The organism is Mycobacterium sp. (assembly GCF_032162605.1).
Taxonomy (GTDB): Bacteria; Actinomycetota; Actinomycetes; order Mycobacteriales; family Mycobacteriaceae; genus Mycobacterium.
Window position 1 is genome coordinate 1 of the sequence record NZ_JAVROT010000600.1, and the last position, 26,172, is coordinate 26,172.

Consider the following 26,172-nt stretch of genomic DNA (forward strand, 5'->3'; position numbering starts at 1 on the left):
GCAGCAGCGGCACGTAGAAGGCCACCCCGAACAGGAATCCGTAGCCGAAGCCGCCCGCCTTGGTGGTCGATTCGTGGGTCATCACCCACGTGAGAAGCGCGAAGGCGACGAACGCCAAGAACCACCAGTTGAAGGGCGGAAAGCTGGTGCACACCATCAGTCCGGCGGCGATCGAGGCGGCAATCCGCAACGCCCGCGGGCCCAGGGTTCGGCGCAGCCGGCCGATCACGCACGACGCGACGGCGGACAGGCGTGACCGCGCGTCGGGTTCCGGAGGCGCCGAACCGCCCTGCTCCGGCTCCGGTGCGTCGACGTGTTCTGCGGAGCCTTCCTCGGACTCCATGGTTTCGTTCCAGGGCTCGTCCTCCCCGTCGACGGCGGGGAAGGTGTCGGTGTCGTCGCCTGCCCGTGACCACTCGCGTCGATGACGTCGCTCAGCCATGAATCGCGGCACCCCGGTGGACCGTCTTGCGGCAGACGGGCAGGGGCCCGTCGGGGGCCAGTCTCGGCAGAGCAGGAATCCGGGAGCGTGGATCGGTGGACCACCGTTGTACGGCGTCGGCAGGGGCGGCGACCTCGAGGGCGCCCAGCCCGCCAGGGACGTCCCACACCGCGTACGACCCTGGCGCGCCGGGAGCCAACGTGCCTGCGACTCCGTCGCGGACACCGCCCGCCCGCCAGGCGCCGCGGGTGGCGGCCGCGAATGCGGCCCGCGCCGACATGGCGCTCCCCTCCGTGTGGTGCGCGGTCGCGGCACGCACGGTCTCCCAGGGATTCATGCTGGTGACCGGAGTATCGGAACCGAAGGCGAGTGGCACGCCTTGGGATGCTAACAGCGCGAGGGGATTCAACGGACCAGCGCGCTCGGCGCCCAACCGCTGCGCATACATGCCGTCGGGTCCTCCCCAGAGCGCGTCGAAGTTGGGTTGCATGCTCGCGATCACGCCCCAGGTTCCGAGCAGTCCCGCCTGCTCCTCGGAGACCATCTCGAGGTGCTCGAGCCGGTGGCCGCAGCGTGCGACGGCAGGAGCGCCGTAACGGTCCACCACGCGCGCCAACGCATTCACCACCGAGGTGACCGCGGCGTCGCCGATCACGTGAAAACCGGCGGTGATTCCCGCCTCGGTGCACGAACTCAGGTGCGCCTCGATCGCGGCGGCGTCGAGGTAGGCGTTGCCGACGCAGTCAGGCACATCGGCGTATGGCTGGTGCAGCCACGCCGTGTGCGACCCGAGCGCACCGTCGACGAACAGGTCGCCTGCCAGCCCTCGCACCCCGGTGTCGCCGATCAGCTCGCGGGCGTGGGCGGCCGTCGCCACCGCCTCACCCCAGTAGCCGACGACTTCGACGCCGTGCTCGAGCGCATTGAGCTCCTGCCAGTCGTCGATGCCCCCGATCTCGGGTCCGGCGCACTCGTGCACCGCGGCGATGCCGGACCGGGCAGCCAGGTCGAGGGCGGCGAGCCGGGCCTCCTGGCGCTGCGGCGTCGTCAGCAGAGCTCTGGCCGCTGCCCGCACCAGATGATGGGCGTCCGCGGTCAGGGGCAGTTGGTCGTGGTGTCCGTTCGCGGTCGTCAGATCGCGCACCGTGCGCCGCAACGCAGTTGATGCCATCGCCGAGTGCACGTCCACGCGCGCGAGATAGGCGGGTCGGTCGCCGAGAAGGCGGTCGAGGTCGACGGTGGTCGGCGCGGCAGGCCGAGGCCACTGCGATTCGTCCCAGCCGTGCGCCCAGATGGGCCCGGTCGGGTAGCGACGGGCGTATACACCGATGAGCCGCAGTGCGTCCTCGAGCGAGGTGGCGTGGCGCAGGTCGAGGCCGACGAGCGCGAGGCCGGTCGCGGTGACGTGGACGTGGCTGTCGACGAAGGCAGGCGTCACGAAGCCGCCGTCGAGGTCGACGACCCGGGCATCCGGGAACTGGCCGCGGCCGACGTCGTCGGTGCCCAGCCACGTCACGATGGGGTCGGGGCCGTCGCTGACCGCCATGGCGGTCGCCTCGGGCATGACCGGGTTGTAGACCTGGCCGCCGACCAGAAGCGTCGTCAAGCTAGTCGGGGTGTTTCGGCAGGCGGGGCGGCTCCACGTCGGTCACGTCGATGACCTCTCCGTCGATGTAGTCACCGCGGGCCCGCCGGTGCAGATCCCCCGGTCGCTCCGCTCCTGCCCGCCGGTGCAGATCCCCCGCCGTGGTGACGATCAGTGGAACACGGCCGAGACCGCGGGCGGCGAGCGCCGTCACGGCAGGGCGAGCCGCGGCCCGTGTCGGCGGCAACAGGAGCAGCAGCCCCAGAGCGGACGTGACGAGGCCGGGAACGACGGTCAAAACGGTGCCCAGCGCGACCAGGGCGCCGTCGGACACCGCCCCTTGCGGAGAGGCCAACCCTGACTGCAGACGTTGGACCTGGCGCTTCACCTGCGAACCCGCCAGGGCGAGACCCAGCGCGAAGGTGCCGACCACCAGCAGGAAGGTCCACCCGAACCCAATCGTGGACACCAGACCGACCACCACCGCCAGTTCGACGAGGACGTACACCAGGAAGAGCCGCATAGCCATGACGTGACAACGTTCCGCGGGACCCGTGGGTTCCTAGCCGGCCGCATCCGGGACGGAACGCACTGCTTCAACCTCGATGGCGGCGTGCACCTTGTCGATGCCCCCGCGCAGGAGGGCCTGCGGGATGAAGTACCACGCATGGTTCCAGTAGCGCTTGATGATCTTGTCGAACACCGGCCGCGTCTCTGACTTCGGCAGCATCCGTGCGGACGCCTCCGCCGGCTCGCCCTTCACCTTGCCCAGCATGCCGCATTTCTGGATGGTGACCCGTGGAGTGATGTTGATGCGCTTGGTCTTCCACAGGCCGTCGTCGGTGATGATCAAGAGCCTGTCGCCCTCGGGCACGCCCCACACCGCGGTGGGCTTGGGCTTGCCGTCCTTGGTGAACGTGGTGAGCAGCAGGTACTTCTCGCCGTAGACGTCCTTGAAGGTGGGTGCCACTCGTCAGCTCACCGCCTTCAATTCGATGGTCACGTTCTTCTCCATGCCGCCGCGCAACTTCGAGAAGAGGTTGAAGGTCTTACCGATCAGCCCGTACCTCTTGCCGATCGCGTCATAGGTGGCGCCGTTGACCGACTTTTCGAGGATCGCAGCGGTAGCTTCCACAGCCTCGCCGTTGGGCTTGCCGCCCCGATCGCATCCGGCGATCGTCACGCGCGGCGTGTTCCGGATGCGCTTGACCTTCCACGACTGCTCCTGGGTGATCACGACAAGACCGGCGCCCCTCGACGCTGCCCAGATCGCCGTGGGCTTGGGCCTGCCGTCCTTGGTGAATGTGGTCAGCAGGATGTACTCGGACTTCGCGACCTCGGCGAACGTGACGGGCATGCCCACCAATCTAGCTGCATCGATCCCGCGGCACTCAGCCCTCGAGATCGCCCTCGGTCTCCAACAGCACCTGCCGCAAGCCGTCGAGCGTGGCGACGTCCGGTTCGGCCCACATGCCGCGTCCGGCGGCCTCGAGCAGTCGCTCGGCCATGCCGTGCAGTGCCCACGGGTTGGACTCGTCCATGAATTTGCGGTTCTCGTCGTCGAGCACGTACTCCCCCGCCAGGCGCTCATACATCCAGTCGGCCATCACCCCGGCCGTGGCGTCGTAGCCAAACAGGTAGTCGACGGTCGCCGCCATCTCGAAGGCCCCCTTGTAGCCGTGCCTGCGCATGGCGGACATCCAGCGCGGGTTCACCACCCTGGCCCGGAACACGCGGGTGGTCTCCTCGGAGAGGGTGCGGGTGCGGACCGCATCGGGCCGCGTGTTGTCGCCGATGTAGGCCGCCGGGTCGTGACCCGTCAGCGCACGCACCGTGGCGACCATCCCACCGTGGTACTGGAAGTAGTCGTCGGAGTCGGCGATGTCGTGTTCACGGGTGTCGATGTTCTTGGCCGCGACGGCAATCCGGCGGTACTGCCTGCTCATGTCGTCGGTGGCCGCCGCCCCGTCGAGTCCGCGGCCGTACGCGAATCCACCCCACGCCGTGTACACCTCTGCCAGGTCTGCGTCGTCGCGCCAGTTCTGGCTGTCGATCAGCTGCAGCAGGCCTGCGCCGTACGTGCCCGGTTTGGAGCCGAAGATCCTCGTCGTCGAACGGCGCACGTCGCCGTGCTCGGTGAGGTCGGCCTGGGCGTGCGCACGGACGTAGTTGTGCTCGGCGGGCTCGTCGAGGTCGGCGACCAACGCCACCGCGTCGTCCAACATCGTCACGACGTGCGGGAAGGCGTCGCGGAAGAAGCCCGAGATCCTAACCGTCACGTCGATGCGTGGGCGCCCCAGCTCGGCCAGGTCGATGGACTCCAGGTCGACGACCCGTCGGGATGCGTCGTCCCACACCGGCCGAACCCCCAGGAGGGCGAAGACTTCGGCGATGTCGTCGCCGGAGGTCCGCATCGCGGAGGTTCCCCAGACCGAGAGACCGACCGAACGGGGCCACTCGCCGTGGTCGGTCCGATAGCGCTCCAACAGTGAATCCGCCAGCGCGACACCGGTTTCCCACGCCAACCGCGACGGCACGGCCTTGGGGTCGACGGAGTAGAAGTTGCGGCCGGTGGGCAGCACGTTGACCAGGCCTCGCAGCGGTGAGCCCGAAGGCCCAGCCGGGATGAAGCCACCGTCCAGCGCGTGCAGGATCTGGGAGATCTCGCGATCGGTCTCCCGCAGTCGGGGCACCACCTCGGTGGCGGCGAAGCGCAACACGTCAGCGACCGCCGAGTCCTCGGCGATGCCGTCGACCGCGTTTGCGTCCCAACCGGTTTCGGCGAGTGCGGCCACCAGTTCACGCGCCCGGGTCTCGGCGACGTCGACCGCGCCCCTGAGGTCCGTGCCGTCCTCGGCCAGGCCAAGCGCCTGGCGCAGCCCTGGCACCGACTGCTCGCCCCCGAACAGCTGCCTGGCCCGCAGGATCGCCAGCACCAGGTCGATCTCCGTCTCCCCGGCGGGCGCCTGCCCGAGGATGTGCAGCCCGTCCCGGATCTGGACGTCCTTGATCTCGCACAGCCAGCCGTCGACGTGAAGCAGCATGTCGTCGAAGGAGTCCTCGTCGGGACGGTCCTGAAGACCCAAGTCGTGGTCCATCTTGGCCGCCCGCATCAGGGTCCAGATCTGCTGACGGATGGCGGGCAGCTTGCCGGGGTCGAGCGCGGCGATGTTGGAGTGCTCGTCGAGCAGCTGCTCGAGGCGGGCGATGTCCCCGTAACTCTCGGCTCGCGCCATCGGCGGGATGAGATGGTCGACGAGCACGGCGTGGGCTCGGCGCTTGGCCTGGGTGCCCTCACCGGGGTCGTTGACCAGGAACGGGTAGATCAGCGGCAGATCGCCGAGGGCGACGTCGGTGCCGCACGTCGAGGACATGCCGAGCGTCTTGCCGGGCAGCCACTCCAGGTTTCCGTGCTTACCCAGGTGCACCACCGCATCGGCTTTGAAGTAACCAGGGCAACCGTTTCCGAATTCTCCATCGAGCCAGCGGTAGGCCGCGAGGTAGTGGTGACTGGGCGGCAGGTCGGGGTCGTGGTAGATCGCGACCGGGTTCGCGCCGAACCCGCGTGGTGGCTGCACGATGATCACCACATTGCCGGATTGCATTGCGGCGATCACGATTTCGCCGTCAGGATCTTGGCTGCGGTCGACATAGAGTTCGCCAGGGGGCGGCCCCCAGTGCTTGACGACGGCGTCGGCCAGCTGGGTGGGCAGCGTTGCGAACCACCTCCGATAGTCCTTGGCAGACACCCGGATCGGGTTGTCCGCCAGCTGCCCATCGGTCAGCCATTCGGGATCCTGCCCGCCGCGTTCGATCAGCGCGTGGATCAGCGCGTCACCGTCTTGGGCGTCCACCCCGGGCACCTCACCGATCTGGTAGCCGGCGTCGCGCATCGCGCGCAAGAGCGAGACGGCACTGGCAGGCGTGTCGAGGCCGACCGCGTTGCCGATGCGCGCGTGCTTCGTCGGGTACGCGGAGAACACCAGCGCGACCCGCTTGTCCCGCGCGGCAACGTGACGAAGTCGGGCGTGACGGACCGCGAGACCCGCGACTCGCGCGCAGCGCTCCGGATCGGCGACGTACGAGATCAGTCCCTCGTCGTCGATCTCCTTGAACGAGAACGGCACCGTGATGATCCGGCCGTCGAACTCGGGCACGGCCACCTGCGTCGCGACGTCGAGTGGACTCATTCCGTCGTCGTTGTCGCGCCACTGAGTGCGCGCGCTCGTCAGGCACAGTCCCTGCAGGATGGGAATGTTCAACGCTGCGAGGTGTGCGACGTTCCAGGTGTCGTCGTCGCCACCCGCGCCCACCGTCGCCGGAACGGCGCCACCAGCCGCCAGCACCGTCGTCACCATCGCGTCGACGGTGCCGAGAAGCTCGAGCAGATCGGACTCGGGAGTGCGCAACGACGCGCAGTACACCGCCACCGGCTGCCCACCCGCCGCCTCGATCGCCTGGCACAGCGCCTCGACGTAGGCCGTGTTGCCCGCCAGCTGCTGCGCGCGATAGAAGAGGACCGCGACCCGCGGGCCGCCGATCGCAGGAGCGGGCCGCTCCATCACACCCCAGCGGGGGGTCGACTCTGGCAGGGCGAAACCGAAGCCCGTCATCAGCAGGGTGTCGCTGAGGAAGGCGTGGAGCTGGCGGAGGTTCGTCACCCCGCCCTGGGCCAGGTAGACGTGCGCCTGTAGGGCCACGCCCGCGGGCACCGTCGAGTGGCTCATCAGATCGGCATCGGGCGACTGTTCCCCACTGAGGACGACGGTGGGGACGCCCTTGCCGACCACGGTGTCGATGCCGTCCTGCCAGCTGCGGTACCCGCCGAGGATCCGCACGACGACGACGTCGGCCCCGTCCAGCAAAGAGTCGAGCTCACCGTCGACGAGCCGGGACGGGTTCACCCACCGATAGCGCGCGCCGCTGGCCCTGGCCGTCATCAGGTCGGTATCCGACGTGGACAGCAGTAGAACGGTGGGCTGGTGCACCCACCATTCGTACCGCACCGGCCCCGACCGCCGTCAGCTCGGTGCGGCACGCCTGATCAGCGGTCGTAATTCACCCACCGGCCGTACCACGAGTCCCGGTAGGGAAGACCGAGGATCGCGAGCAGCAGCACTACCAAAGCGGCGAAGGCGAAGAGTCCGAACATTTGGTTCCTCCCGAGTCATCCGCGTGCCTTACGGAGTAGCCGGCAAACGGAGGTTCAGAAAGGAAGCTAGTACCGGCGGTACCGCTTCCGGGGGTTTCGTGTGGGACGGAACACACTCGTCCCGGAGGTGACGTAGGTCACCCCTCACGCGGTGCGAACGTCGAAGTCTCGCGTGTCGGGCGTCCGGAGCAGCGCCCGATGCCGCCCGGGGCGCCACGGGAACAACTCAGGAAGTCCGTCCTTACCCAGGTACCAGCTCGAGCAGCCGGTTACCCAAACCGTCTGAGGCATGCCCGATTTCATCTCGACGTTGTACTCCTTGGTGGCCGCCTCCGTTGGCGCGGCCGAGACCACCCGGCCATCTGCAATCCGCTTGATCCACCACACGGCGTAGTCGGCCTGATCCTCGGCGATCGGGGTCAGCGACTGGCTGCCGACCGGAGAGTGCGGACCCATCAACATGAACATGTTGGGGAAACCGGGTACCGCAACGGACCGGTAGGCGCTGGGCCCGTCGCTCCATGCGTCGGCGAGTGTCGTTCCGTCCTGCCCCACGACGTTCATCGGCCGCACGTAGGCGCGGGCGTCGAAGCCGGTCGCCAGCACCAGGACGTCCAATTCGTGCAGGGTTCCGTCGGCCGTCACGACGCCCGCGCCCTCCACGTGGTCGATGGAGTCAGTGACGAGTGCGACCCCCGGCTCTGGATCGACCGGTAATAGCGACTTGCGAGCACCAGCCGTTTGCACATGGCCTGGTAGTCGGGGGTGAGGCTTCGACGCCGGCCATGCAGATACCCGACATTCCGGCACCGATGATCGCCACCGCCGGCCTCTCCCCCGGCTTCATCACGCGGACCCCTCGCCACCTGCGGATGAGCCGACGCTACGCCCGTCGACCTCGACTATTGACGGGATCGGCCCTCTTCTTGCGCGCGACGCGTAATTCGAATCGTCGTCAGCCTAAGACTGGCAAGGAACCGCGGATTGTGCGGCAATTGACCCATGTCCAACTCCCCAGTCGTCGTCAAGCTCGGCGCCCACATCGGAGCGCGCGTCGACGGCGTCCGGCTCGGCGGCGACCTCGCCGCGGCCACCGTCGAGGCGATCAACGATGCGCTCCTGACGCACAAGGTGATCTTCTTCCGCGATCAGCAGCACCTCGACGACGAGAGCCAGCTCGCCTTCGCCAAGACGCTCGGGACGCCAACGATCGCGCATCCGACGGTGACGTCGCGGGGCGCCGACATACTCCCCATCGATTCCCGCTACGACAAGGCCAACTCCTGGCACACCGACGTCACGTTCGTCGATCGCATCCCGAAGGCCTCACTGCTGCGGGCCATCACGCTGCCCGAGTACGGCGGCACCACGACGTGGGCGTCGACCGAGGCTGCGTACGACCAGCTGCCGCCCCCACTGCGGGCCCTCGTCGAGAACCTGTGGGCGGTCCACACCAACGACTACGACTACATCAAGGACTTCGCAGAAGTTCAGGCCGAGTCCCAGCGACCGGATGAGGACACCGTCCGCCAGTACCGCGAGGAGTTCGTCTCCGACATCTATGAGACGGAACATCCCGTCGTGCGGGTCCACCCCGAGACGGGACGACGGGTCCTGTTGCTCGGACACTTCGTGAAGCGCTTCGTCGGGCTGGGATCGACGGAGTCGACGACGCTGCTTCAGCTGCTCCAGGCGCGGGTCACCAAGCTGGAGAACACGATTCGCTGGAACTGGCAGCCGGGCGACCTCGCCATCTGGGACAACCGAGCCACCCAGCACTACGCCGTCTCCGACTACGACGACCAGTACCGGCGCCTGAGCCGGATCACCCTGGCAGGCGACATCCCAGTCGACGTTCACGGCACACCGAGCCGCGTCATCACCGGCGATGCGTCGCACTACTCGGAGGTCGTGGCGCCGGCACGTCTGGTCGCCGTACCGTAGGTGGGTGCCCCGTTCCCGCGATGACGACGCGTGCCCCGGCGCGCTTCAGGTGCATCAGGCGGCCGACGGCGCCCTGGCCCGGGTGCGGCTGCCAGGCGGAATGATCGACGCGTACCAGCTGGAGGCGCTCGCGCTCGTCGCCGACCGGTTCGGCTCCTCGACAATGGAACTGACGTCGCGCGGCAACGTCCAGATTCGCGGCGTCACCGACCCCGTGGCACTGGCCGACGCGATCGCCGATGCGGGTCTGCTGCCGTCCAGCAGCCACGAACGCGTCCGCAACGTCGTGGCGTCGCCACTGACCGGACGCCACGGCGGGCGCGCGGACGTCCGTGATCTGGTGCGCGAGCTCGACGCCGCGATCCAGGCCAGCGGCGAGCTCGCCACCCTGCCCGGCCGGTTCTGGTTCTCGGTCGACGACGGGAGCGGCGACGTGTCCGGGCTGGGCGCCGACGTCGGCGCCCAGCTCCTCGACGACCACACGGCGGCCCTCCTGGTGGCAGGCGTCGACACCGGCATTCGCACCGACGACGTCGTGTCGACACTCGTCGGCGTGGCGGAGCAGTTCAATAGAGTGCGTGGAAATGCTTGGCGCACAGGTGAACTCACCGACGTCGGGCCCCTCCTGGTCGGGTTGCCGCGCACCGCCGAGCCGGGTGCCACCTGGCCCGCCGTGACGCGACCTCCGGTGGGTTGGATCCAGCAGGACGACGGACGGGTCGCGCTCGGCGGGGCCATCCCCCTCGGCGTGCTGAGGGCACGGGTCGCCGAATACCTGGCGGCGGTGAACGCCCCGCTAGTGATCACGCCGTGGCGTTCGGTCCTGCTCTGCGACCTCGACGACGGGGTCGCCGACGCGGCGCTGCGGGTTCTCGCCCCGCTCGGACTGGTGTTCGACGAGAACTCGCCGTGGCTGGACGTCAGCGCCTGCACGGGAAGTCCCGGATGCGCACACTCGGCCACCGACGTTCGTCAGGACGCCACACGGGCGGTGTACGACATCGGCGGCGCCGAAGAGGGGATTCACCGGCACTACGTCGGTTGCGATCGGGCGTGCGGCAGCCCATCGACCGGTCAGGTGCTGGTGGCGACCGCGAACGGCTACGAGCCGCGTCACCCGTAGGGTGATCGGGTGCTCGACTACATCCGCGACGCAGCCGAGATCTACCGCCAATCGTTCGCGACGATCCGTGCCGAGGCCGATCTGACCCGGTTTCCCGACGACGTCTCCCGGGTCGTGGTCCGGCTGATCCACACCTGTGGCCAGGTGGACGTCGCCGAGCACGTCGCCTTCACCGCCGACGCCGTCGCGTCGGCTCACCGCGCCCTCGCCGCCGGAGCGCCGGTGCTCTGCGATTCCTCGATGGTCGCCGCCGGCATCACGCGGTCGAGGCTCCCCGCCGACAACGAAGTGGTGTCGCTCGTCGCCGACCCTGGGGCGGCCGACCTCGCCGCGCGACTCGGCAGCACGCGGTCCGCAGCAGGCGTCGACCTGTGGGCCGACCGACTCGGCGGCGCGGTGGTGGCGATCGGCAACGCCCCAACTGCCCTGTTCCGATTGCTCGAACTCCTCGACGACGGCGCACCGGTGCCGGCGGCCGTCCTCGGCGGTCCGGTCGGGTTCGTCGGCTCGGCGCAGTCCAAAGAGGAATTGATCGAAAACCCGCGCGGCATGGACTATCTCGTCGTGACCGGCAGGCGCGGGGGCAGTGCGATGGCGGCCGCGGCCGTCAACGCGATCGCGAGTGAACGCGAATGAGCACGAGTCGCACCCCGAGAGGAACGCTGTGGGGCGTCGGGTTGGGTCCAGGCGATCCGGAGCTGGTGACGGTCAAGGCGGCCCGCGTCATCGGCGAGGCCGACGTCGTCGCCTATCACAGCGCCCGGCACGGACGCAGCATCGCGCGGGCCATCGCCGAGCCCTATCTGAGGCCGGGTCAGATGGAGGAGCACCTCGTCTACCCGGTCACCACCGAGGGCACCGATCACCCCGGCGGCTACGCCGGAGCGATGGAGGACTTCTACGCCCTCGCCGCCGAACGCATCGCCGCCCACCTGGACGCGGGCCGCGACGTGGCGCTGCTGGCCGAGGGCGACCCGCTGTTCTACAGCTCGTACATGCACATGCACACCCGGCTGACGGAGCGATTCAAGGCCGTCATCGTGCCGGGGGTGACGTCGGTGAGCGCCGCGTCGGCGGCGACCGGGCAACCGCTCGTCCAGGGCGACGAGGTGTTGACCATCCTTCCCGGAACGCTGGCACCCGACGAGCTCCGGCGGCGTCTGATCGACAGCGACGCCGCCGTGGTGATGAAGCTCGGGCGCTCGTATCCGGCTGTGCGGGAAGTTCTTTCCTCCATCGGCCGGCTCGACGAGGCGTACTACGTCGAACGCGCGAGCACACCGCAGCAGCGGGTGCTTCCGGCCGGCGAGGTGGACGAGACGACCGTGCCCTACTTCTCGCTGGCCATGTTGCCGGGGATGACGGCATTTCCCCCGTCGCTTCGCTCGCCCTTGGCGCGCAAGGATCCCGTCGGCAGCGTCGCCGTCGTCGGCCTGGGGCCCGGCGACGTGGACTGGATGACGCCGCAGTCGCGCCGTGAGCTCGCTGCGGCGACCGACCTCATCGGCTATGGCCCCTACCTGGACCGGGTCCCCGTCCGCGTCGGTCAGACGCACCATCCGAGCGACAACACCGACGAGCCCGCCCGGGCGCGGCTGGCCTGCACGCTGGCGCAGCAGGGGCGCGCGGTCGCGGTGGTCTCGTCCGGCGACCCCGGCGTGTTTGCGATGGCGACGGCCGTGCTCGAGGAGGCGGAGCAGTGGCCCGGCGTCGACGTCAGGGTGGTCCCGGCGATGACGGCGGCCCAGGCCGTCGCGAGCCGGGTCGGCGCGCCACTGGGACACGACTACGCAGTGATCTCGCTGTCCGACCGGCTCAAGCCCTGGGACGTGATCGTCGGCCGGTTGCGCGCCGCCGCGGCGGCCGACCTGGTCCTGGCGATCTACAACCCAGCGTCGAAGAGCCGCACCTGGCAGGTCGGCGCCATGCGTGACCTGTTGCTGGAACACCGTGATCCGGGCACCCCCGTCGTCATCGGCCGCGACGTGTCGGGACCCCGCGAGGAGGTCAAGGTGGTCCGGCTGGCCGAATTGGCCCCCGAGGACGTCGACATGCGATGCCTGCTCATCGTCGGGTCGTCGCGGACCCAGTGGCAGTCCCTCGATGACGGCGACCGCGTCTTCACCCCGCGTCGCTACCCGACTTGACTACTGTCAGAGATCGTTGACAGCTGTCAGCACGCCGATTAGTGTCCGGCGTCATGACCAGGCCCTGGCCGCGGGCCCTGTCCATCCCTCGCAGCCCGACGGACGTGACGCCGCAATGGTTGGAATCCGTGCTGCAGAGCGAGGTGCGCTCGGTTGAGGTGACTCCGATCGGAACCGGTCAGACGGGTGCCACCTACCGCCTGGCGGTGGGCTACGGGTCCGACCTGGTGCGACCCCAGGTGGACCGACTTCCCCGGCCTGGCCATGTCACTGGCGAGCGAGGACGCCATCAAGGGCCTCGGCGACATCGCGGTGATGGCAACGCAGATCACGCTGGAACGGCTCGGGGCGCGGATGACGGCCGAAGACCGCGAGACCGCGACCGAGGCCATGTCGATGGCCACGCCCTGGCTGATGGCCGACCGGCAACGATTCTCGCTGATGCACGGCGACTACCGGCTCGACAACATGCTCTTCGATCCCGACCGAACAAAGGTCACCGTCGTCGACTGGCAGACGCTGGGAGTCGGTCTGCCCGCCCGCGACCTGGCCTACTTCACGGGCACCAGCCTGCTTCCCGAGGCGCGGTCGCGGGCGGACCAGGACCTCGTCACCGCCTACCATTCGGAGCTGCTGGCCTACGGCATCACGGATTACGACCGCGACACCTGCTGGCGTGACTACCAGGTCGGCATGCTGCAGGTGCCCCTGCTCACCACCCTGGGCTGCGCGTTCGCCATCTCCACCGAACGCGGTGACGACATGATGCTGGTGATGCTCGAGCGGGGTTGCCGGGCCATCAGGGAACTCGGCAGCCTGGACCTCGTCAGAGCGCTCTGACCCACGCCGCAGCACCCGCCACGGTGGACACCGTCCGGAGGCCTGCGGGCAGTTTCGGCCGATCGACCATCACGACGGGAATTCCCAGCTCGTCGGCGGCATCCACCTTCGACCGCGTCATGTCGCCACCGCTGTTCTTCGTCACCAGTACCTCGATGCGGTAGTCCACCAACAGCTTCCGCTCGTCGAGGTAACGGTACGGGCCGCGCGAGAACAGCAGTTCGTGTCGCCTTGGCAGGGTGTCGCCTTCCGGCGCGGTCACCGCTCGGATCAGGAACCACGCGTCGACGCCCGCGAACGCCGCGCTGCCCGAACGCCCCGTGGTCAGGAACACCCGCGAAAAGTGCTTCCGCGCTACGACGTCCGCAGCAGCGACGTCCGAGTCGACCACGATCGCGTCACCCCGCGGCCACGCCGGACGGGCCAGCACGACATGCGGCACGCCCAACTCCCGGCATGCCTCGGCGGCGTTGGCCGTGATCGTGGCGGCGAACGGGTGGGTGGCGTCGACCACCGCATCGACTCGACCATCGCGCAGCCAGCGACGGATTCCGTCGGCCCCACCGAACCCGCCGATGCGGACCTCACCCACCGGCAGCGCCGGATCGGGAACCCGGCCTGCTAGCGAACTCAACACCCAAACTTCCGGATGCAACTCGGCGGCGAGCCTGCGCGCCTCCGCCGTGCCGCCGAGCAGCAGTACCCTCACTAGTGTCTGCTCCCACGACGGCGCCCCGTCGAATACAGGTAACTGTCGGCGAATCCGTCGGCGGCGAGAACGTCGCCGACGATGATGACGGCGGTGCGGGTGACACCCGCGGCGTGCACCTCCTTGGCAAGCTCGCCGAGGCCGCATCTGAGCACCTTCTCCTGCGGCCACGACGCGAAGGCGACCACCGCGCAGGGGGTTTCGGGGCCGTACCCGCCGGCGAGGAGGTCAGGCACGATCGCGTCGATCTGCGCGGCCGCCAGGTGCAGCACCAGCGTGGCTCCCGGCGCCGACAGCGAGCGCAGGTCCTCCCCTTCGGGCATTGCGGTCGACAGGGTTGCGACCCTTGTCAGCGTGACGGTCTGCGCAACCCCCGGCGCCGTGAGCTCACGGCCGAGTGCGGCCGCTGCGGCAGCGAAGGCGGGCACGCCGGGCACGACTTCGTAGTCGACCCCTTTCGCGTCGAGTCGGCGGCACTGCTCGGCGAGCGCGCTGTAGATCGACGGGTCGCCGGAGTGAAGTCGGGCCACGTCGAGACCGGCGGCATGGGCGTCGGTGAGCTCCGCGACGATCTGATCCAGCGTCAGTGGCCCGGTGTCGATCACGCGCGCGTCCGGCGGGCAGAGTGCCAACAGGTCCTCGGGCATGATCGAGCCTGCGTAGAGACACACGGGGCACCGTCTGAGCAGTCGCTCGCCGCGGACGGTGATCAGATCGGCGGCACCGGGTCCCGCGCCGATGAAGTAGACGGTCATCGCTTGGTCACCGCCCACTGGGTGACGGGCATCGCGGGGCGCCATCCGGTGAAGTCGCCGACGGGCTCACCGCGATAGTGCTGAAACCGACGGAGTTCACCACCTACGCGCGAATACCATTGCGCAAGAACGGCTTCAGACTCGAACGTGACCGCGTTGGCGACGAGTCGGCCACCGACCGGGAGCCGCTCGAAACAGGCGTCGAGCAGCCCGGGCTGGGTCAGTCCACCACCCACGAAGATCACCAGGGGCGCCGGCACCACGTCGAACGCCCCTGGTGCGCCCAGACGCACGTCGACGTGGACGCCGAATGCGTGCGCATTCTCGGCGATGCGTTTGCGGCGCCCCTCATCGCGCTCGAACGCCACGGCCCGACAGCCAGGTCCGCTGCGACTCCACTCGATCGCAATACTGCCCGAGCCCGAACCCACGTCCCAGAGGAGCTCGCCGGGCCTTGGCGCCAACGCGGCCAACGTCACCGCACGCATCGACTGCTTGGTGAGCTGCCCGTCGTGCGCGAACGCGTCATCGGGCAACGTCGCAAACCGCCGATCCTCGGGCAGGTAGCGCACGGCCATGACGTTGAGGGGGTCCATGTCGCCCGGCGGCCGGGTCGCCCACTCTCGCGCGGTGGCCGAGCGACGCAGTTCCCTTGGCCCACCGAGTTGTTCGAGCACGGTCATCTCGGAGTCCCCCCGTCCGGTCTTGGTGAGCAGCTTCGCCAGCGCGGCTGGACTGGTTTCGTCGCGAGACAACACGACGGCCTGGCCGCCGCGGCGCACCGCCGTGTGGGGTTGAGCCGTGACGAGGCTGATGACCTCGGTGTCCTGCACCGCCCAGCCAACCCGTGAACACGCCAACGTCACCGACGACACGTGCGGCAGGACGGCGACCACGTCCCGCCCGTGCAGGCGGATGAGTACGCTCCCGACTCCGTGCAGCAGCGGGTCACCGCTGGCGACCACGTGTACGTCGCCCTCGGTCTCCTCGAGCAAGGTGCGCAGCGCGGGCAGCATCGGCGAGGGCCACGAACGCCTCGCGGCGGAGATGCTTTCGTCGAGTAGGTCGAGTTGGCGTCGCGAGCCGTAAACGACCGTCGCCCTCATCAATTCATTCCGTGACGACGGCGGTAGGCCCGCCATCCCGTCGGCGCCAATGCCAACCACGATGATCACTGGTGCCCCCTGCTCTTCGCGCAAGCACTACTCATCGCGGCAACCTCCGCCACATCGCCCTCGGCACCAACCGCAGCCCGAACACGAGTGCGCCCAGCGTCCGAGGCACCCAGATCTCGTCGCGGCCCTTCGCCAGCGCCCGCGCCGCCGCGTCGCCCACCTGCTGCGGTGTACTCGACAGCGGGGCCGGTGACATGCCCTCGGTCATGCGGCCGACGACGAAGCCGGGCCGGACGAGCAACAGCCGAACCCCGGAGCCGTGCAACGCGTCGGTCAGGCCGCGGGCGAACCCGTCCAAACCCGCCTTGGCCGAGCCGTACACGTAGTTGGCCCTGCGCACGCGGGCGCCCGCCACCGACGAGAACACCACGATGGCGCCCCGGCCCGCCGACCGCATCGTCGCGGCCAGCACCGTCAGCAGGCTCACCTGCGCGGTGAAGTCGGTGTGCACGATCGCGGCGGCGTGGGCGGGGTCGGTCTCGGCGCGGGTCTGCTCACCCAGGATCCCGAACGCCAACACCGCGACCCCGATCGGACCGTGCTCGGCGACGATCGACTCGACGAGCGGGCCGTGCGAGGCGAGGTCGTCGGCGTCGAACTCCGCGACGCGAACGCCCGCGGCGCCCGCCGCCGTCACCGCGGCGATCTCGTCGGTCAACCGGTCGGCGCCCCGCGCGGCGAGCACGACGGTGCTGCCTCGAGCCAACCTGGTCGCCAGTTCGAGCCCGATTTCGCTGCGCCCACCGAAAATCACCACCACGCGGGTGCCAGCCGTGTCCTCCATGGCTGCGATTATGTCCTGCGCTAGGTTGGACAACGATGGCGAAGGCAACTACGCGGCTCACCAACGACGCGCTGGCGTTCCTCACCGAACGGCATCTCGCCATGCTGACCACCCTCCGCTTGGACAATTCACCGCACGTCGTCGCGGTCGGATTCACGTTCGACCCCAAGACTCACGTCGCGCGGGTCATCACGACGGGCGGCTCGCAGAAGGCGGTCAACGCCGATCAGCGCGGGATGGCCGTGCTCAGCCAGGTCGATGGCGCCCGCTGGCTCTCGTTGGAGGGCAGCTCGTCGGTGAACGCCGACCCGGCCGCGGTGCGCGACGCCGAACTGCGATACGCCCAGCGCTACCGCACGCCAAGGGTCAACCCGCGGCGCGTGGTGATCGAGGTGCGGATCGAACGGGTGCTCGGGTCTTCGGAACTCCTGGATCACGGCCGCGACGCCTGACGCTGCTTGGAATTCCGCGAATCGCTTGTATTCTGGCGCCATTGGCGCCAGAATGGAGCCATGACGAGCGTGCAGATCAAGGATGTTCCGGAGGAGACACACGCGGTCTTACGGCAGCGCGCAGCACGCGCGCACCAGTCGCTTCAGGAATACCTGCTTACCCGGTTGATCGAGGAAGCGCGGATGCCAACCGTAGAGGAAGTGCTGGAGCGGGTCGCTGGTCGTACGGGCGGCTCGGTGCCGCTGCCGGCCGCCGTGGAGGCAGTCCGTGGGGAACGTGATCGTCGTTGATGCCAGCGTCTTGACGGTGGCGCTTGGTGACGACGAGGTGGACGGCCGCACTGCGCGGGCCCGTATCCACGGGGAATCTCTGGCCGCGCCCGAGTTGATCGACCTCGAAGTGGCGTCGGTATTGCGCCGTCGCGTTGCTGCTGGGTCGATGTCTGCAGAGCGTGCGAGACTGGCTCTGGCAGACCTCACCGAGCTACCGATGCAACGAGCTTCTCACCGGCCGTTGCTGTCTCGGTGCTGGGAGTTGCGTCAGACCGTCACGGTGTACGACGCAGCCTACGTCGCGCTGGCTGAGATGCTGCAGGTTGTTCTACTGACCGCGGACAGTCGATTGTCCCGAGCGCCCGGAGTCCAGTGCGTCATCGATGTCATCAGCTGATCCAAGAGTCTGCTTACCAGAACCCTGGCTCCCGTCAGATGGGTACCACCAGCAGGTCGTGCGGGCGCTCGTTGACCGACATCGCCCCGTCCGCGGTGACGATCACGATGTCCTCGATGCGGGCGCCCCATTCGCCGGGGAAGTAGATGCCGGGCTCGACGCTGAATGCCATGCCCTCCTCGAGCGGCAGATCGTTTCCTGCGACGATGTAGGGCTCCTCGTGCACCGACAGCCCGATCCCGTGCCCGGTGCGGTGCACGAACACCTCCGCCAGGCCCTCGGCGGCCAGGACGTCGCGGGCTGCAGCGTCGACCTGCTCTGCGGTGACTCCCGGCCGCACGGCCGCCACCGCCGCACGCTGGGCTCGCTGCAGAGCCGAATAGCGCCTCGCCACCTCACCGTCCGGTTCGCCGATGCTGTAGGTCCGTGTCGAGTCCGAGTTGTAGCCCGGCTCGTAGGGCCCACCGATGTCGACGACGACGATATCGCCCGCCACCAGCCGGCGGTCGGAACACTCGTGATGCGGATCGGCGCCGTTGGGACCTGACCCGACGATGATGAATGCGACTTCCGAATGCCCTTCGGCGACAATGGCTTCGGCGATGTCGGCGGCGACGTTCGCCTCGGTGCGGCCCGGCACCAGGAATTCGGGCACCCTGGCATGGACGCGGTCGATCGCCGCTCCGGCTTCGTGCAACGCCTTGATCTCCGCGCCGTCCTTGATCATCCGCAGCCGCCGCAGCACGCCGGTGGCCAGCACCGGAACGACGCCGAGGACGTCGGCCAGCGGCAGCAGATGTAGGGCGGGCATCGAATCGGTGACGGCCGTTGCGACCCGCCCACCGCCGAACGCGTCGGCGACCAGCCGGTACGGATCGTCGCCGTCGACCCAGTCCCGCACCGCCAGACCCAGTTCGGTCACCGCGGACTCCTTGAGCGACGCCAACTCCATGCGAGGCACCACGACGGCGGGTTCACCGAAGTCGATTCCCCGGTCGCTGCGCTCCTGCCCTCCGAACTCGATTCCCCGGTCGCTGCGCTCCTGCCCTCCGCTGGCGGGCAGCACCAGCGCCGTCAGCCGCTCGAAGGTCTGCGCCCGCGACCCGACGAGATAGCGAAGGTCGTAGCCGGGCGTGATCACCAGACCGGCCAGCCCGGCATCGGCAGCTGCGGTGGCTGCCGCCCGCAGCCGTCCGGCGTAGACGTCAGTGCTGAATCGGCCTTGCTGTCCACTGAAGTCCATGGCGTCGAGGTTAATCTTCAGCGCCGATAGCTGGCGACCTCGATCAGGTTGTCATCGGGATCGCGGCAGTAGTGCGACGTCATCGGGCCGGCAGCGCCGGTCTTGGCGACCGGCCCCTCGGTGATCTCGACACCGGACTCGCGCAGGTGCGCCCCGATCGCGTCGGGATGCGCGTCCACGATGAAACAGAGGTCGAGGGTGCCCGGCTGATCCACCGCCGCCGTCACCCAGTTCTGCGCGCCAGTGGGTCGCAGGTTGAGCTTCTGATTGCCGAACCGCAACGCGGTCCGGCCCTCGCCGAACGTCTCGCGCTTCATGCCGAGGACCCGGACGTACCAATCCGCGGTTGCCTCGACGTCACGGCAGTTGACGACGACGTGATCGATGCGGTCGACGGTGAAGTCCATGGCTCATGCATACCCCACTGCCCGACCGCACATTACTGTGACTCAGATGCTCAGAGACATCCGCGATCTCACCGACGAGCGCGTCGCCTACGCCGACGAACTGCGGCGCCGCTGGGGTGGTCTGCTCAGCTACCGCTACATCGGCCGTCGGTACGCGTCGATGGACCCGCGCGCCGTCGAAGACACGGTCACGCTGCGGCACGACATGCGCAACCCGACCGGCGGCCTGCTGCTGGCGGTGCTCGGCATCTCGGCTCCCGAGAGCGGGCTCGTGTCGGATCTGGAGGCGGTGCCCAACCCCGTCATCCACTCCTGCCAGATCGTCGACCCCGGCCGCGACGTGCGGCGCATCGAGATCGTGTCCGAGCCGCTCAAACGTGGCAGGCAGATGGGCTACAGCCGAGCCAAGATCGTCGATGCCGACCGGCCCGACCGCGTGCTCGCCCTGATCGAGGGCCAGGGCGTCACCATCGGCACGCCGCCGGACGGGCTGCCGAAGATGGAGGTCGACAACATCGAGGTCGTCGACTCACCGGACCTGCCGCCGCTGTGGCGGGTGTTCGGAGGCCACCAACGCTCCGACGGGCGCTGGGCACTTCCGGAACTGTCCGGGGAGGTGGCGTCCCCCGACGCCGCCCTGCACATCGGTCCCCAGTTCGTCATCCTCGAGACCGCTGCCGCCGATGCCGCCGCGGCAGTGGTGAACACGGATCTGCTGCAGGGCGTGTCGTCACACGTGATGTTCCTCGCGCGGGGCAAGGTCGGCCCGTTCCGGGTGCAGGCGGAGCCGTTGGCGGGCGCTGACGGTGCGGTAGCGGTCAGGGTCGTGCTGCACGACGAAGGCAGCGACGACAAGCCGATCACCGCGGGCTCCTACCTCTTCCGGATCGAGACGCACCGATGACCGCACCCGTGATGCTGCTCGACGGCGCCAGCATGTGGTTCCGTTCCTTCTTCGGCGTCCCGTCCTCGATCACGGCACCCGACGGACGGCCGGTGAACGCGCTGCGCGGGTTCCTCGACACCGTTGCGACGCTGGTCACCCGGGAACGCCCGGCACGGCTGGTGGTCTGCCTGGACCTCGACTGGCGGCCCCAGTGGCGGGTGGATCTGATCCCCTCCTACAAGGCGCACCGCGTCGAGGAGGAACGCTCGGGCGCCCAACCGGACCTCGAGGAAGTGCCCGGCGACCTCACCCCGCAGGTCGACATGATCATGGCGATGCTCGACGCCTTCGGCATCGCCACCGCGGGCGCCCGAGGCTTCGAGGCCGACGACGTCCTGGGCACCCTCGCAGCCAGGGAGCGACGCGACCCCGTCGTCGTTGTCAGCGGCGACCGGGACCTGCTCCAGCTGGTCGCCGACGAACCCGTCCCAGTCAGGGTGTTCTACATCGGGCGCGGACTCGCACGAGCGACGATGTTCGGCCCCGAAGAGGTGGCCGAACAATACGGCGTGCCCGTCGACCGCGCCGGCGCCGGCTACGCGGAACTGGCGCTGCTGCGGGGGGACCCATCCGACGGCCTGCCAGGGGTCGCCGGCGTCGGCGAGAAGACGGCGGCAACGCTGCTCGGCCAGCACGGTTCACTCGAGCGGATCATGTCGGCGGCGGCCGATCCGTCGTCGAAAATGCCTGCGGCGCAGCGCAAGAAGCTGCTGGCGGCGACCGACTACGTGATCGCTGCCGAGCAGGTCATACGGGTCGCCACCGATGCGGAGGTCACCATGTCGACCGAGTCGGATGCGCTGCCCTTGACCGCCCGACACCCGCGAAAGGTCGCCGAACTGGCGGGTGAACTCGGCGTCACGTCGTCCATCGCGCGACTGCAGAAGGCGCTCGACGCGCTTCCGGCGCTGGGTGTCCCCCCGCTTGCGGGCGAGAGCGAAGCGACCGGGGGGAAGGAACCGTCGGGCTAGCGGGGTCGACCGACCTCGTAGGTACCGCTGTCGTCCTGGAACGTCACCGTGACCTGGCGCTTGGTGCCGTCGACGCTGACCTCGCAGTCGAACGTGCCGCCCTTGACGACCTTGGGGTTCGCCCCGTTGTTGCAGTTGACGCCCTCGACGTTCTTGGCGCCGTAGCCGTTGGTCTGGTCGCTGAGGATCTGCTGCACGCCGGTCTGCGCGGCCTTGACGTCGAGGTTGGTGGTCACGAACCAGCCGGGGGTCCAGAAGCCCAGGACGCCGACGACGATCAGGACGATGACCACGAAGGCCCCGACCACGCCGAGGACGGCGTTCGTCGACTTCTTAGACCCGCCGGGGCCGCCCGTTGACAAGTACGGCGAGAACTGCTGATTGGGGTCGTACTGACCGGGCTGCTGGCCGTACTGCTGGTTCGGGTCGTACTGGCCGGGCTGGCTATACGGCGGCTGCTGTCCGTACTGCCCCGGCGGCTGGCCGTACTGCGGGTTGGACGACGGGCTGTACGCGGTGGGCTGCTGGCCGTACTGCTGGTTCGGGTCGTATTGGCCGGGCTGACCGTACTGCGGCTGCTGGTACGGCTGGCCGCCGTAGGCGGGGGGCTGCTGACCGTAGGCGGGAGGCTGCTGCCCCCACGCAGGCTGCTCGGTCGGCGCCTGTTCAGGAGTCTGGGGCTGCTGCCACGCGGGGTCGGCCGGCTGCTGACCCGCCCACGGCTGAGTGGGGTCGGATCCCTGCGGTCCGCTCATCGTCACTCCTAGGTGCGTCTACTCGTCGAAACCGAAACGTCTACCTGCACACTACCGTCACCTCAAACGCGACTGTCTCAATGACTTGGCATTGTGACTACTCATTTGAGGCGGCCTCGCCTTTGGACGAGGCATTCCCACCGTCATCGGCGCTGTCTCCTCCTGCCTCTCGGGTTCGGATTTCACTGCCACCAGCGTCACCGTGAGGTGACGGCTTACAGTCGTCTCCGCCCGTGACGACGGCTAGTCCTTGAAGAGACCGCCTTCTGCTACGAGCCCAACCAACCACCGCGTACCGGCGGACAGCTCACTACCCTGCGTCAACCGCGACGACGCCGCGCCGAATCGCCCCGATCGCGCGTTTCGCTCCTGTCCGCAATTCCGGTGTCGGGGCGGCGTTTCGCACCTGGTCGAGCAGATCGAGCACCTGTCGGCACCACCGGACGAAATCGCCTGCCGACAGCGGTGATCCGGTACCCGAGGCGTCGGAGGCCGCCAACGACGCCGACAGATCACCCGTCGTCGCCCAGCGGTGAACTGCCGCCACGAAACCCGGGTCGGGCTCGCGACTCGCCGGCAGGCGGTGGCGCTGCTCGTCGGCCCTGATCTCGGACCACGACCTGCGGGTCTGTGACAGGGCGCGCCGCATACCGGGTGTCGCCCCCTCGACAACCGGTGACGCGCCCGGCGTGTCGCCTCGCGACTCGAACAGCACGGAGGACACGACCGCGGCCAGCTCCGCGGCTTCCATACCGTTCCAGGTACCGCTTCTCAGGCACTCCGCGACCAGCAGATCGCTCTCGCTGTAGATGCGCGCCAGCAGCAGGCCGTCGGCGGTGACCTTGAGATCGTCGGCGCCGTCCTTACCCGCCCCCGGCTCGATGAACCCGCGCTCGGTCAACAGCAGCACGATTCTGTCGAACGTGCGCGCCAGCGAATTGGTTGCTGCGGCAACCTTCTTCTGGATCTCGGCGTTGTCCCGCTCGATCCGCAGAAAGCGCTCCGCGATGCGGACCTGAGCCTCACGGTCGGCGAGGTAGTGCGCGGGATGGGCGCGCAACTGCTCGCGCATCGCGGCCAGATCTGGATCTACGTCGTGGTAGTCCGCGTCGCGGGGCAGCTGGCCACGCTTGGACCTTCCGGCAGGCACGGCCAGGCCCGCCGCCGCCGACCGCAGCGCGGACGCGACGTCGCGGCGGACCCTCGGCTGCCGGTGCTCGACCCGCTTCGGCAAGGTCATCGACCCCACCCGCGCGGAGGATCCACTGAAGTCCGTCGACGAAATACGGCCTGCCCAACGATCTTCGGTCAACACCAGCGGCCTCGGGTCCTCACGATCCCCCGCCGGTTCTAGCACCACCGCAAGCCCACCTCGGCGGCCCTGCCCGATCGTGATGATGTCACCGCGGCGCAGCGCGGCCAGCGCGTCGTTAGCCGCGTTCCGCCGTTGCAGCCGCGATGCCCGCCCCTGCGCCCGCTCGCGCTCGGAGATCGTCGCGCGCAGCCGCGCGTACGCGAGGATCGGAGCGTCCCGGCCGCCGAAGTCGGCGGCGAGCTCGTCCATCATCCGTTCACCGCGTGACACCCCACGAACCAGTCCAACCACGGAACGGTCCGCCTGGAACTGGGCGAACGATCGCTCCAACAGCTGATGGGCCTGTTCCGGACCCATCTGGTGCGCCAGGTTGATCGTCATGTTGTACGACGGCGCGAACGAGCTGCGCAGCGGAAACGTACGGGTGGACGCCAGACCCGCGACGTCGGCGGGCTCCACGTCGGGGTGCCACAGCACCACGGCATGCCCCTCGACGTCGATGCCACGTCGGCCCGCCCGGCCCGTCAGCTGGGTGTACTCCCCCGGTGTCAACGGAGCATGTTGCTCACCGTTGAACTTCACCAGCCGTTCGAGCACGACGGTGCGCGCGGGCATGTTGATCCCCAGCGCGAGTGTCTCCGTGGCGAACACGGCCTTCACCAGCCCTGCGGTGAACAACTCCTCCACGGTGTGACGGAAGACGGGCAACAGCCCCGCGTGGTGGGCGGCCAGGCCGCGAAGCAGCCCCTCTCGCCATTCGTAGTAGCCGAGCACCACCAGGTCGGCATCGTCGAGATCGGCACATCGTCGGTCGATCACCTCGGCGATGCTGGTGCGCTCGGCGTCGGTCGTCAGCCGAAGAGGCGAACGCAGGCACTGCTTCACTGCCGCATCGCAACCAGCGCGGGAGAACACGAACGTGATCGCGGGCAACAGGCCCTCCTGGTCGAGGGCGCCGATGACGTCGGGTCGCGACGGCGGCCGGTAGATCGTCGGCCGCTCGCGTTGGCCCGGGCGACCACGGTTTCCCGACCTGCCCCGCGGCTGCCAGTCCGCCAGCCGGTCCGCTTCTCGCCGGTGGGTGATGTGACGGAGCAGTTCTTTGTCGACCAGAGAGGGGTCGGCCTTCGCCTCGGAGCCCTCGAACAGGTCGAAGAGCCGCTTGCCGACCATCATGTGCTGCCACAGCGGGACGGGCCGGTGCTCGTCGACCACGACGGTGGTGTCACCGCGGACGGTCTGGATCCAGCCGCCGAACTCCTCGGCGTTGCTCACGGTCGCCGACAGGCTGACGAGCCGCACGTCCTCGGGCAGGTGCAGGATCACCTCCTCCCACACCGCACCGCGCATCCGGTCGGCAAGGAAGTGCACCTCGTCCATGACGACGTGGGAAAGTCCGTGTAGCGCATTGGAATTCGCGTACAACATGTTGCGAAGGACCTCGGTCGTCATCACGACGACCGGGGCATCACCGTTGATCGACTGATCACCCGTGAGCAGGCCGATCCGCGCGGCGCCGTAGCGCTGCACCAGATCGTTGTGCTTCTGGTTGCTCAGCGCCTTGATCGGCGTGGTGTAGAAGCACTTTCGGCCCGCAGCGAGCGCGAGGTGTACCGCGAATTCACCGACCACCGTCTTACCCGCGCCGGTGGGGGCGCATACCAGGACACCATGCCCGTTCTCCAGCGCCCTGCAGGCGCGGAGCTGAAAGTCGTCGAGCGAGAACGGCAGCTCCCCCGCGAAGCCGTCGAGCTGGCTGGTACCGGGTGTCTTCTCAGGTTGCTTGATCATCGATGCCCAGCCGGGATGGGGTCGGCACGGCACTCGGCGGTTCGACGGGTTCCACGTCACCCAGCGGGGCAGCCATGTCGTCGGGGACGTCCTCGAGCGCGGCGCGGCGGGCCTTGCGCTTGTCGTTGACGCGAGCCACCTGGATGGCGAACTCCAGTAATAAAGTCAACGCCAACGCCAACGCCAACATCGAGAACGGATCCGAACCCGGCGTCGCGAAGGCGGCGAAGACGAACATGCCGAAGATCAGCCCACGCCGCCAGGCCCTGAGCCGCTCGTAGGGCAGCATGCCGACCAGGTTCAGCATGATGATCAACAGGGGGAATTCGAAGCTGATGCCGAACACCAGAAGCAGGTTGATCAGGAAGCTGAAGTACTGGTCGCCCGACAGCGCGGTGATCTGGACGTCGCTGCCGACGGTGAGCAGGAAGCTCAACGCCTTGGACAGCACCACGTAGGCCAGCACCGTGCCGCCGATGAACAGCGCGGCGCCGAAGGCGACGAACACCGACGCGAACCGGCGCTCCTTCTTGTAAAGGCCAGGCGTGATGAACGCCCACAGCTGATGCAGCCAGACCGGGCAGGCCAGCACGACGCCCGCGGTCAACGCGACCTTGAGCCGCAGCATGAACTGGTCGAATGGCGCCGTGGCCAACAGGCGGCACTCACCATCGGGAGCAATGGTCGCGCGCGCCGACGGCGGCAACGAACAGTAGGGCGCGCGTAGCCAGTCGCCAAGGCTGGGCAGGCCGAAGGCGCCGTGGGTATACCAGAAGAATCCGACGGTCGTGGTGGCCAGGATCGCGACGACCGCGATCAGAAGACGGTTGCGGAGCTCCTGCAGGTGGTCGACAAGCGACATCGTGCCGTCGGGATTGGCCTTGGCCCGTCGACGGCGCGGATCGAGCCTCTTGAAGATTCCGGGGGTTTGCACGGGTCCTCTGGACGCCACCTAGCGGCGCGGCC

At 68.7% G+C, this 26,172-nt stretch carries 23 protein-coding genes and 3 pseudogenes; 10 read left to right on the top strand and 16 right to left on the bottom strand.

What is annotated here, in order from left to right; all coding sequences use genetic code 11:
- From QOI01_RS34075 to QOI01_RS34105, 7 genes and pseudogenes are all read right to left on the bottom strand, one after another.
- Positions 1-442, bottom strand: a pseudogene (locus QOI01_RS34075) (apolipoprotein N-acyltransferase); the annotation flags it as partial.
- A complete protein-coding gene (locus QOI01_RS34080) occupies positions 435-2,048 on the bottom strand; it encodes an amidohydrolase (RefSeq protein WP_526388323.1) in 1,614 nt (537 codons plus the stop codon). The pseudogene QOI01_RS34075 and the gene QOI01_RS34080, both read right to left, overlap by 8 nt.
- Before the next feature lies 1 nt (position 2,049).
- Positions 2,050-2,556 (bottom strand): FxsA family protein, encoded by a 507-nt coding sequence (locus QOI01_RS34085; protein WP_526388325.1) that lies wholly within the window; start codon positions 2,554-2,556, stop codon positions 2,050-2,052.
- A gap of 33 nt (positions 2,557-2,589) precedes the next feature.
- A complete protein-coding gene (locus QOI01_RS34090) occupies positions 2,590-2,997 on the bottom strand; it encodes a PPOX class F420-dependent oxidoreductase (RefSeq protein ID WP_526388327.1) in 408 nt (135 codons plus the stop codon).
- Positions 2,998-3,000: 3 nt separating this feature from the next.
- Positions 3,001-3,384: a PPOX class F420-dependent oxidoreductase gene (locus QOI01_RS34095; RefSeq protein WP_526388329.1), complete on the bottom strand. Its 384-nt coding sequence runs from the start codon at positions 3,382-3,384 to the stop codon at positions 3,001-3,003.
- 34 nt (positions 3,385-3,418) lie between these two features.
- Positions 3,419-7,015 carry a cobaltochelatase subunit CobN gene (gene cobN / locus QOI01_RS34100; protein ID WP_526388331.1) on the bottom strand — a complete coding sequence of 1,199 codons (3,597 nt, stop codon included), beginning with the start codon at positions 7,013-7,015 and terminating at the stop codon, positions 3,419-3,421.
- A 308-nt stretch (positions 7,016-7,323) separates the two neighbouring features.
- Positions 7,324-7,926, bottom strand: a complete 603-nt coding sequence (locus QOI01_RS34105) for a hypothetical protein (RefSeq protein ID WP_526388333.1) — start codon at positions 7,924-7,926, stop codon at positions 7,324-7,326.
- Between the two features lie 255 nt (positions 7,927-8,181).
- Between QOI01_RS34105 and QOI01_RS34110 the strand changes: the two genes are divergently transcribed.
- From QOI01_RS34110 to QOI01_RS34130, 5 genes and pseudogenes are all read left to right on the top strand, one after another.
- Complete coding sequence (locus QOI01_RS34110) at positions 8,182-9,123, top strand: TauD/TfdA dioxygenase family protein (protein ID WP_526388335.1); 942 nt, start codon at positions 8,182-8,184, stop codon at positions 9,121-9,123.
- Positions 9,124-9,127: 4 nt separating this feature from the next.
- Positions 9,128-10,246 carry a precorrin-3B synthase gene (gene cobG, locus QOI01_RS34115; RefSeq protein WP_526388337.1) on the top strand — a complete coding sequence of 373 codons (1,119 nt, stop codon included), beginning with the start codon at positions 9,128-9,130 and terminating at the stop codon, positions 10,244-10,246.
- A gap of 9 nt (positions 10,247-10,255) precedes the next feature.
- A complete protein-coding gene (locus tag QOI01_RS34120) occupies positions 10,256-10,882 on the top strand; it encodes a precorrin-8X methylmutase (protein ID WP_526388339.1) in 627 nt (208 codons plus the stop codon).
- Positions 10,879-12,393, top strand: coding sequence for a precorrin-2 C(20)-methyltransferase (locus tag QOI01_RS34125; protein ID WP_526388341.1), 1,515 nt, complete (start codon positions 10,879-10,881; stop codon positions 12,391-12,393). Before QOI01_RS34120 ends, QOI01_RS34125 begins: the two co-directional genes overlap by 4 nt.
- A 53-nt stretch (positions 12,394-12,446) precedes the next feature.
- Positions 12,447-13,233, top strand: a pseudogene (locus tag QOI01_RS34130) (phosphotransferase family protein).
- Here the strand turns inward: QOI01_RS34130 and QOI01_RS34135 are convergent.
- The 4 genes from QOI01_RS34135 to dprE2 are packed head-to-tail and all read right to left on the bottom strand — an operon-like array spanning position 13,220 to position 16,656.
- On the bottom strand, positions 13,220-13,942 hold the full coding sequence (locus QOI01_RS34135; protein WP_526388343.1) for a cobalt-precorrin-6A reductase: 723 nt from the start codon (positions 13,940-13,942) through the stop codon (positions 13,220-13,222). The pseudogene QOI01_RS34130 and the gene QOI01_RS34135 overlap by 14 nt on opposite strands.
- Positions 13,942-14,697 carry a precorrin-4 C(11)-methyltransferase gene (cobM, locus tag QOI01_RS34140; protein ID WP_526388345.1) on the bottom strand — a complete coding sequence of 252 codons (756 nt, stop codon included), beginning with the start codon at positions 14,695-14,697 and terminating at the stop codon, positions 13,942-13,944. Before cobM ends, QOI01_RS34135 begins: the two co-directional genes overlap by 1 nt.
- Positions 14,694-15,872, bottom strand: coding sequence for a precorrin-6y C5,15-methyltransferase (decarboxylating) subunit CbiE (gene cbiE / locus QOI01_RS34145; protein WP_526388398.1), 1,179 nt, complete (start codon positions 15,870-15,872; stop codon positions 14,694-14,696). The genes cobM and cbiE overlap by 4 nt, the downstream gene beginning before the upstream one ends.
- 31 nt (positions 15,873-15,903) lie before the next feature.
- On the bottom strand, positions 15,904-16,656 hold the full coding sequence (dprE2, locus tag QOI01_RS34150; RefSeq protein ID WP_526388347.1) for a decaprenylphospho-beta-D-erythro-pentofuranosid-2-ulose 2-reductase: 753 nt from the start codon (positions 16,654-16,656) through the stop codon (positions 15,904-15,906).
- Between the two features lie 35 nt (positions 16,657-16,691).
- On the opposite strand from dprE2, the gene QOI01_RS34155 reads away from it, so the two are divergent.
- The 3 genes from QOI01_RS34155 to QOI01_RS34165 are packed head-to-tail and all read left to right on the top strand — an operon-like array spanning position 16,692 to position 17,778.
- Positions 16,692-17,108 carry a F420-dependent biliverdin reductase gene (locus QOI01_RS34155; RefSeq protein WP_526388349.1) on the top strand — a complete coding sequence of 139 codons (417 nt, stop codon included), beginning with the start codon at positions 16,692-16,694 and terminating at the stop codon, positions 17,106-17,108.
- 60 nt (positions 17,109-17,168) lie between these two features.
- Positions 17,169-17,399 (top strand): FitA-like ribbon-helix-helix domain-containing protein, encoded by a 231-nt coding sequence (locus QOI01_RS34160; RefSeq protein ID WP_526388351.1) that lies wholly within the window; start codon positions 17,169-17,171, stop codon positions 17,397-17,399.
- Positions 17,377-17,778, top strand: a complete 402-nt coding sequence (locus QOI01_RS34165; RefSeq protein WP_526388353.1) for a type II toxin-antitoxin system VapC family toxin — start codon at positions 17,377-17,379, stop codon at positions 17,776-17,778. Before QOI01_RS34160 ends, QOI01_RS34165 begins: the two co-directional genes overlap by 23 nt.
- A gap of 34 nt (positions 17,779-17,812) precedes the next feature.
- Here QOI01_RS34165 and QOI01_RS34170 read toward each other — a convergent pair whose 3' ends face one another.
- Together QOI01_RS34170 and QOI01_RS34175 are read right to left on the bottom strand one after the other, a co-directional pair.
- Positions 17,813-19,021, bottom strand: a complete 1,209-nt coding sequence (locus QOI01_RS34170; RefSeq protein ID WP_526388355.1) for a M24 family metallopeptidase — start codon at positions 19,019-19,021, stop codon at positions 17,813-17,815.
- Positions 19,022-19,038: 17 nt separating this feature from the next.
- On the bottom strand, positions 19,039-19,428 hold the full coding sequence (locus QOI01_RS34175; protein ID WP_526388357.1) for a VOC family protein: 390 nt from the start codon (positions 19,426-19,428) through the stop codon (positions 19,039-19,041).
- A 46-nt stretch (positions 19,429-19,474) separates the two neighbouring features.
- On the opposite strand from QOI01_RS34175, the gene QOI01_RS34180 reads away from it, so the two are divergent.
- Together QOI01_RS34180 and QOI01_RS34185 are read left to right on the top strand one after the other, a co-directional pair.
- Positions 19,475-20,332 (top strand): hypothetical protein, encoded by an 858-nt coding sequence (locus tag QOI01_RS34180; protein ID WP_526388359.1) that lies wholly within the window; start codon positions 19,475-19,477, stop codon positions 20,330-20,332.
- A pseudogene (locus QOI01_RS34185) lies at positions 20,329-21,279 on the top strand (5'-3' exonuclease); the annotation flags it as partial. The gene QOI01_RS34180 and the pseudogene QOI01_RS34185, both read left to right, overlap by 4 nt.
- 62 nt (positions 21,280-21,341) lie before the next feature.
- On the opposite strand, the gene QOI01_RS34190 reads toward QOI01_RS34185, so the two are convergent.
- From QOI01_RS34190 to tatC, 3 genes are all read right to left on the bottom strand, one after another.
- On the bottom strand, positions 21,342-22,100 hold the full coding sequence (locus QOI01_RS34190; protein ID WP_526388361.1) for a DUF4333 domain-containing protein: 759 nt from the start codon (positions 22,098-22,100) through the stop codon (positions 21,342-21,344).
- Positions 22,101-22,410: 310 nt separating this feature from the next.
- Positions 22,411-25,206 carry a DEAD/DEAH box helicase gene (locus QOI01_RS34195; protein WP_526388363.1) on the bottom strand — a complete coding sequence of 932 codons (2,796 nt, stop codon included), beginning with the start codon at positions 25,204-25,206 and terminating at the stop codon, positions 22,411-22,413.
- Positions 25,190-26,140 (bottom strand): twin-arginine translocase subunit TatC, encoded by a 951-nt coding sequence (tatC, locus tag QOI01_RS34200; protein WP_526388365.1) that lies wholly within the window; start codon positions 26,138-26,140, stop codon positions 25,190-25,192. Before tatC ends, QOI01_RS34195 begins: the two co-directional genes overlap by 17 nt.
- Positions 26,141-26,172 lie beyond the last annotated feature (32 nt).

Coding starts and splice junctions, on each gene's coding strand:
- QOI01_RS34085 (WP_526388325.1), bottom strand. CDS start 2,556: ATGGCTATGCGGCTCTTCCTGGTGTACGTCCTCGTCGAACTGGCGGTG.
- QOI01_RS34095 (WP_526388329.1), bottom strand. CDS start 3,384: ATGCCCGTCACGTTCGCCGAGGTCGCGAAGTCCGAGTACATCCTGCTG.
- QOI01_RS34110 (WP_526388335.1), top strand. CDS start 8,182: ATGTCCAACTCCCCAGTCGTCGTCAAGCTCGGCGCCCACATCGGAGCG.
- QOI01_RS34125 (WP_526388341.1), top strand. CDS start 10,879: ATGAGCACGAGTCGCACCCCGAGAGGAACGCTGTGGGGCGTCGGGTTG.
- cobM (WP_526388345.1), bottom strand. CDS start 14,697: ATGACCGTCTACTTCATCGGCGCGGGACCCGGTGCCGCCGATCTGATC.
- dprE2 (WP_526388347.1), bottom strand. CDS start 16,656: ATGGAGGACACGGCTGGCACCCGCGTGGTGGTGATTTTCGGTGGGCGC.
- QOI01_RS34155 (WP_526388349.1), top strand. CDS start 16,692: ATGGCGAAGGCAACTACGCGGCTCACCAACGACGCGCTGGCGTTCCTC.
- QOI01_RS34160 (WP_526388351.1), top strand. CDS start 17,169: ATGACGAGCGTGCAGATCAAGGATGTTCCGGAGGAGACACACGCGGTC.
- QOI01_RS34170 (WP_526388355.1), bottom strand. CDS start 19,021: ATGGACTTCAGTGGACAGCAAGGCCGATTCAGCACTGACGTCTACGCC.
- QOI01_RS34175 (WP_526388357.1), bottom strand. CDS start 19,428: ATGGACTTCACCGTCGACCGCATCGATCACGTCGTCGTCAACTGCCGT.
- QOI01_RS34180 (WP_526388359.1), top strand. CDS start 19,475: ATGCTCAGAGACATCCGCGATCTCACCGACGAGCGCGTCGCCTACGCC.
- QOI01_RS34190 (WP_526388361.1), bottom strand. CDS start 22,100: ATGAGCGGACCGCAGGGATCCGACCCCACTCAGCCGTGGGCGGGTCAG.
- QOI01_RS34195 (WP_526388363.1), bottom strand. CDS start 25,206: ATGATCAAGCAACCTGAGAAGACACCCGGTACCAGCCAGCTCGACGGC.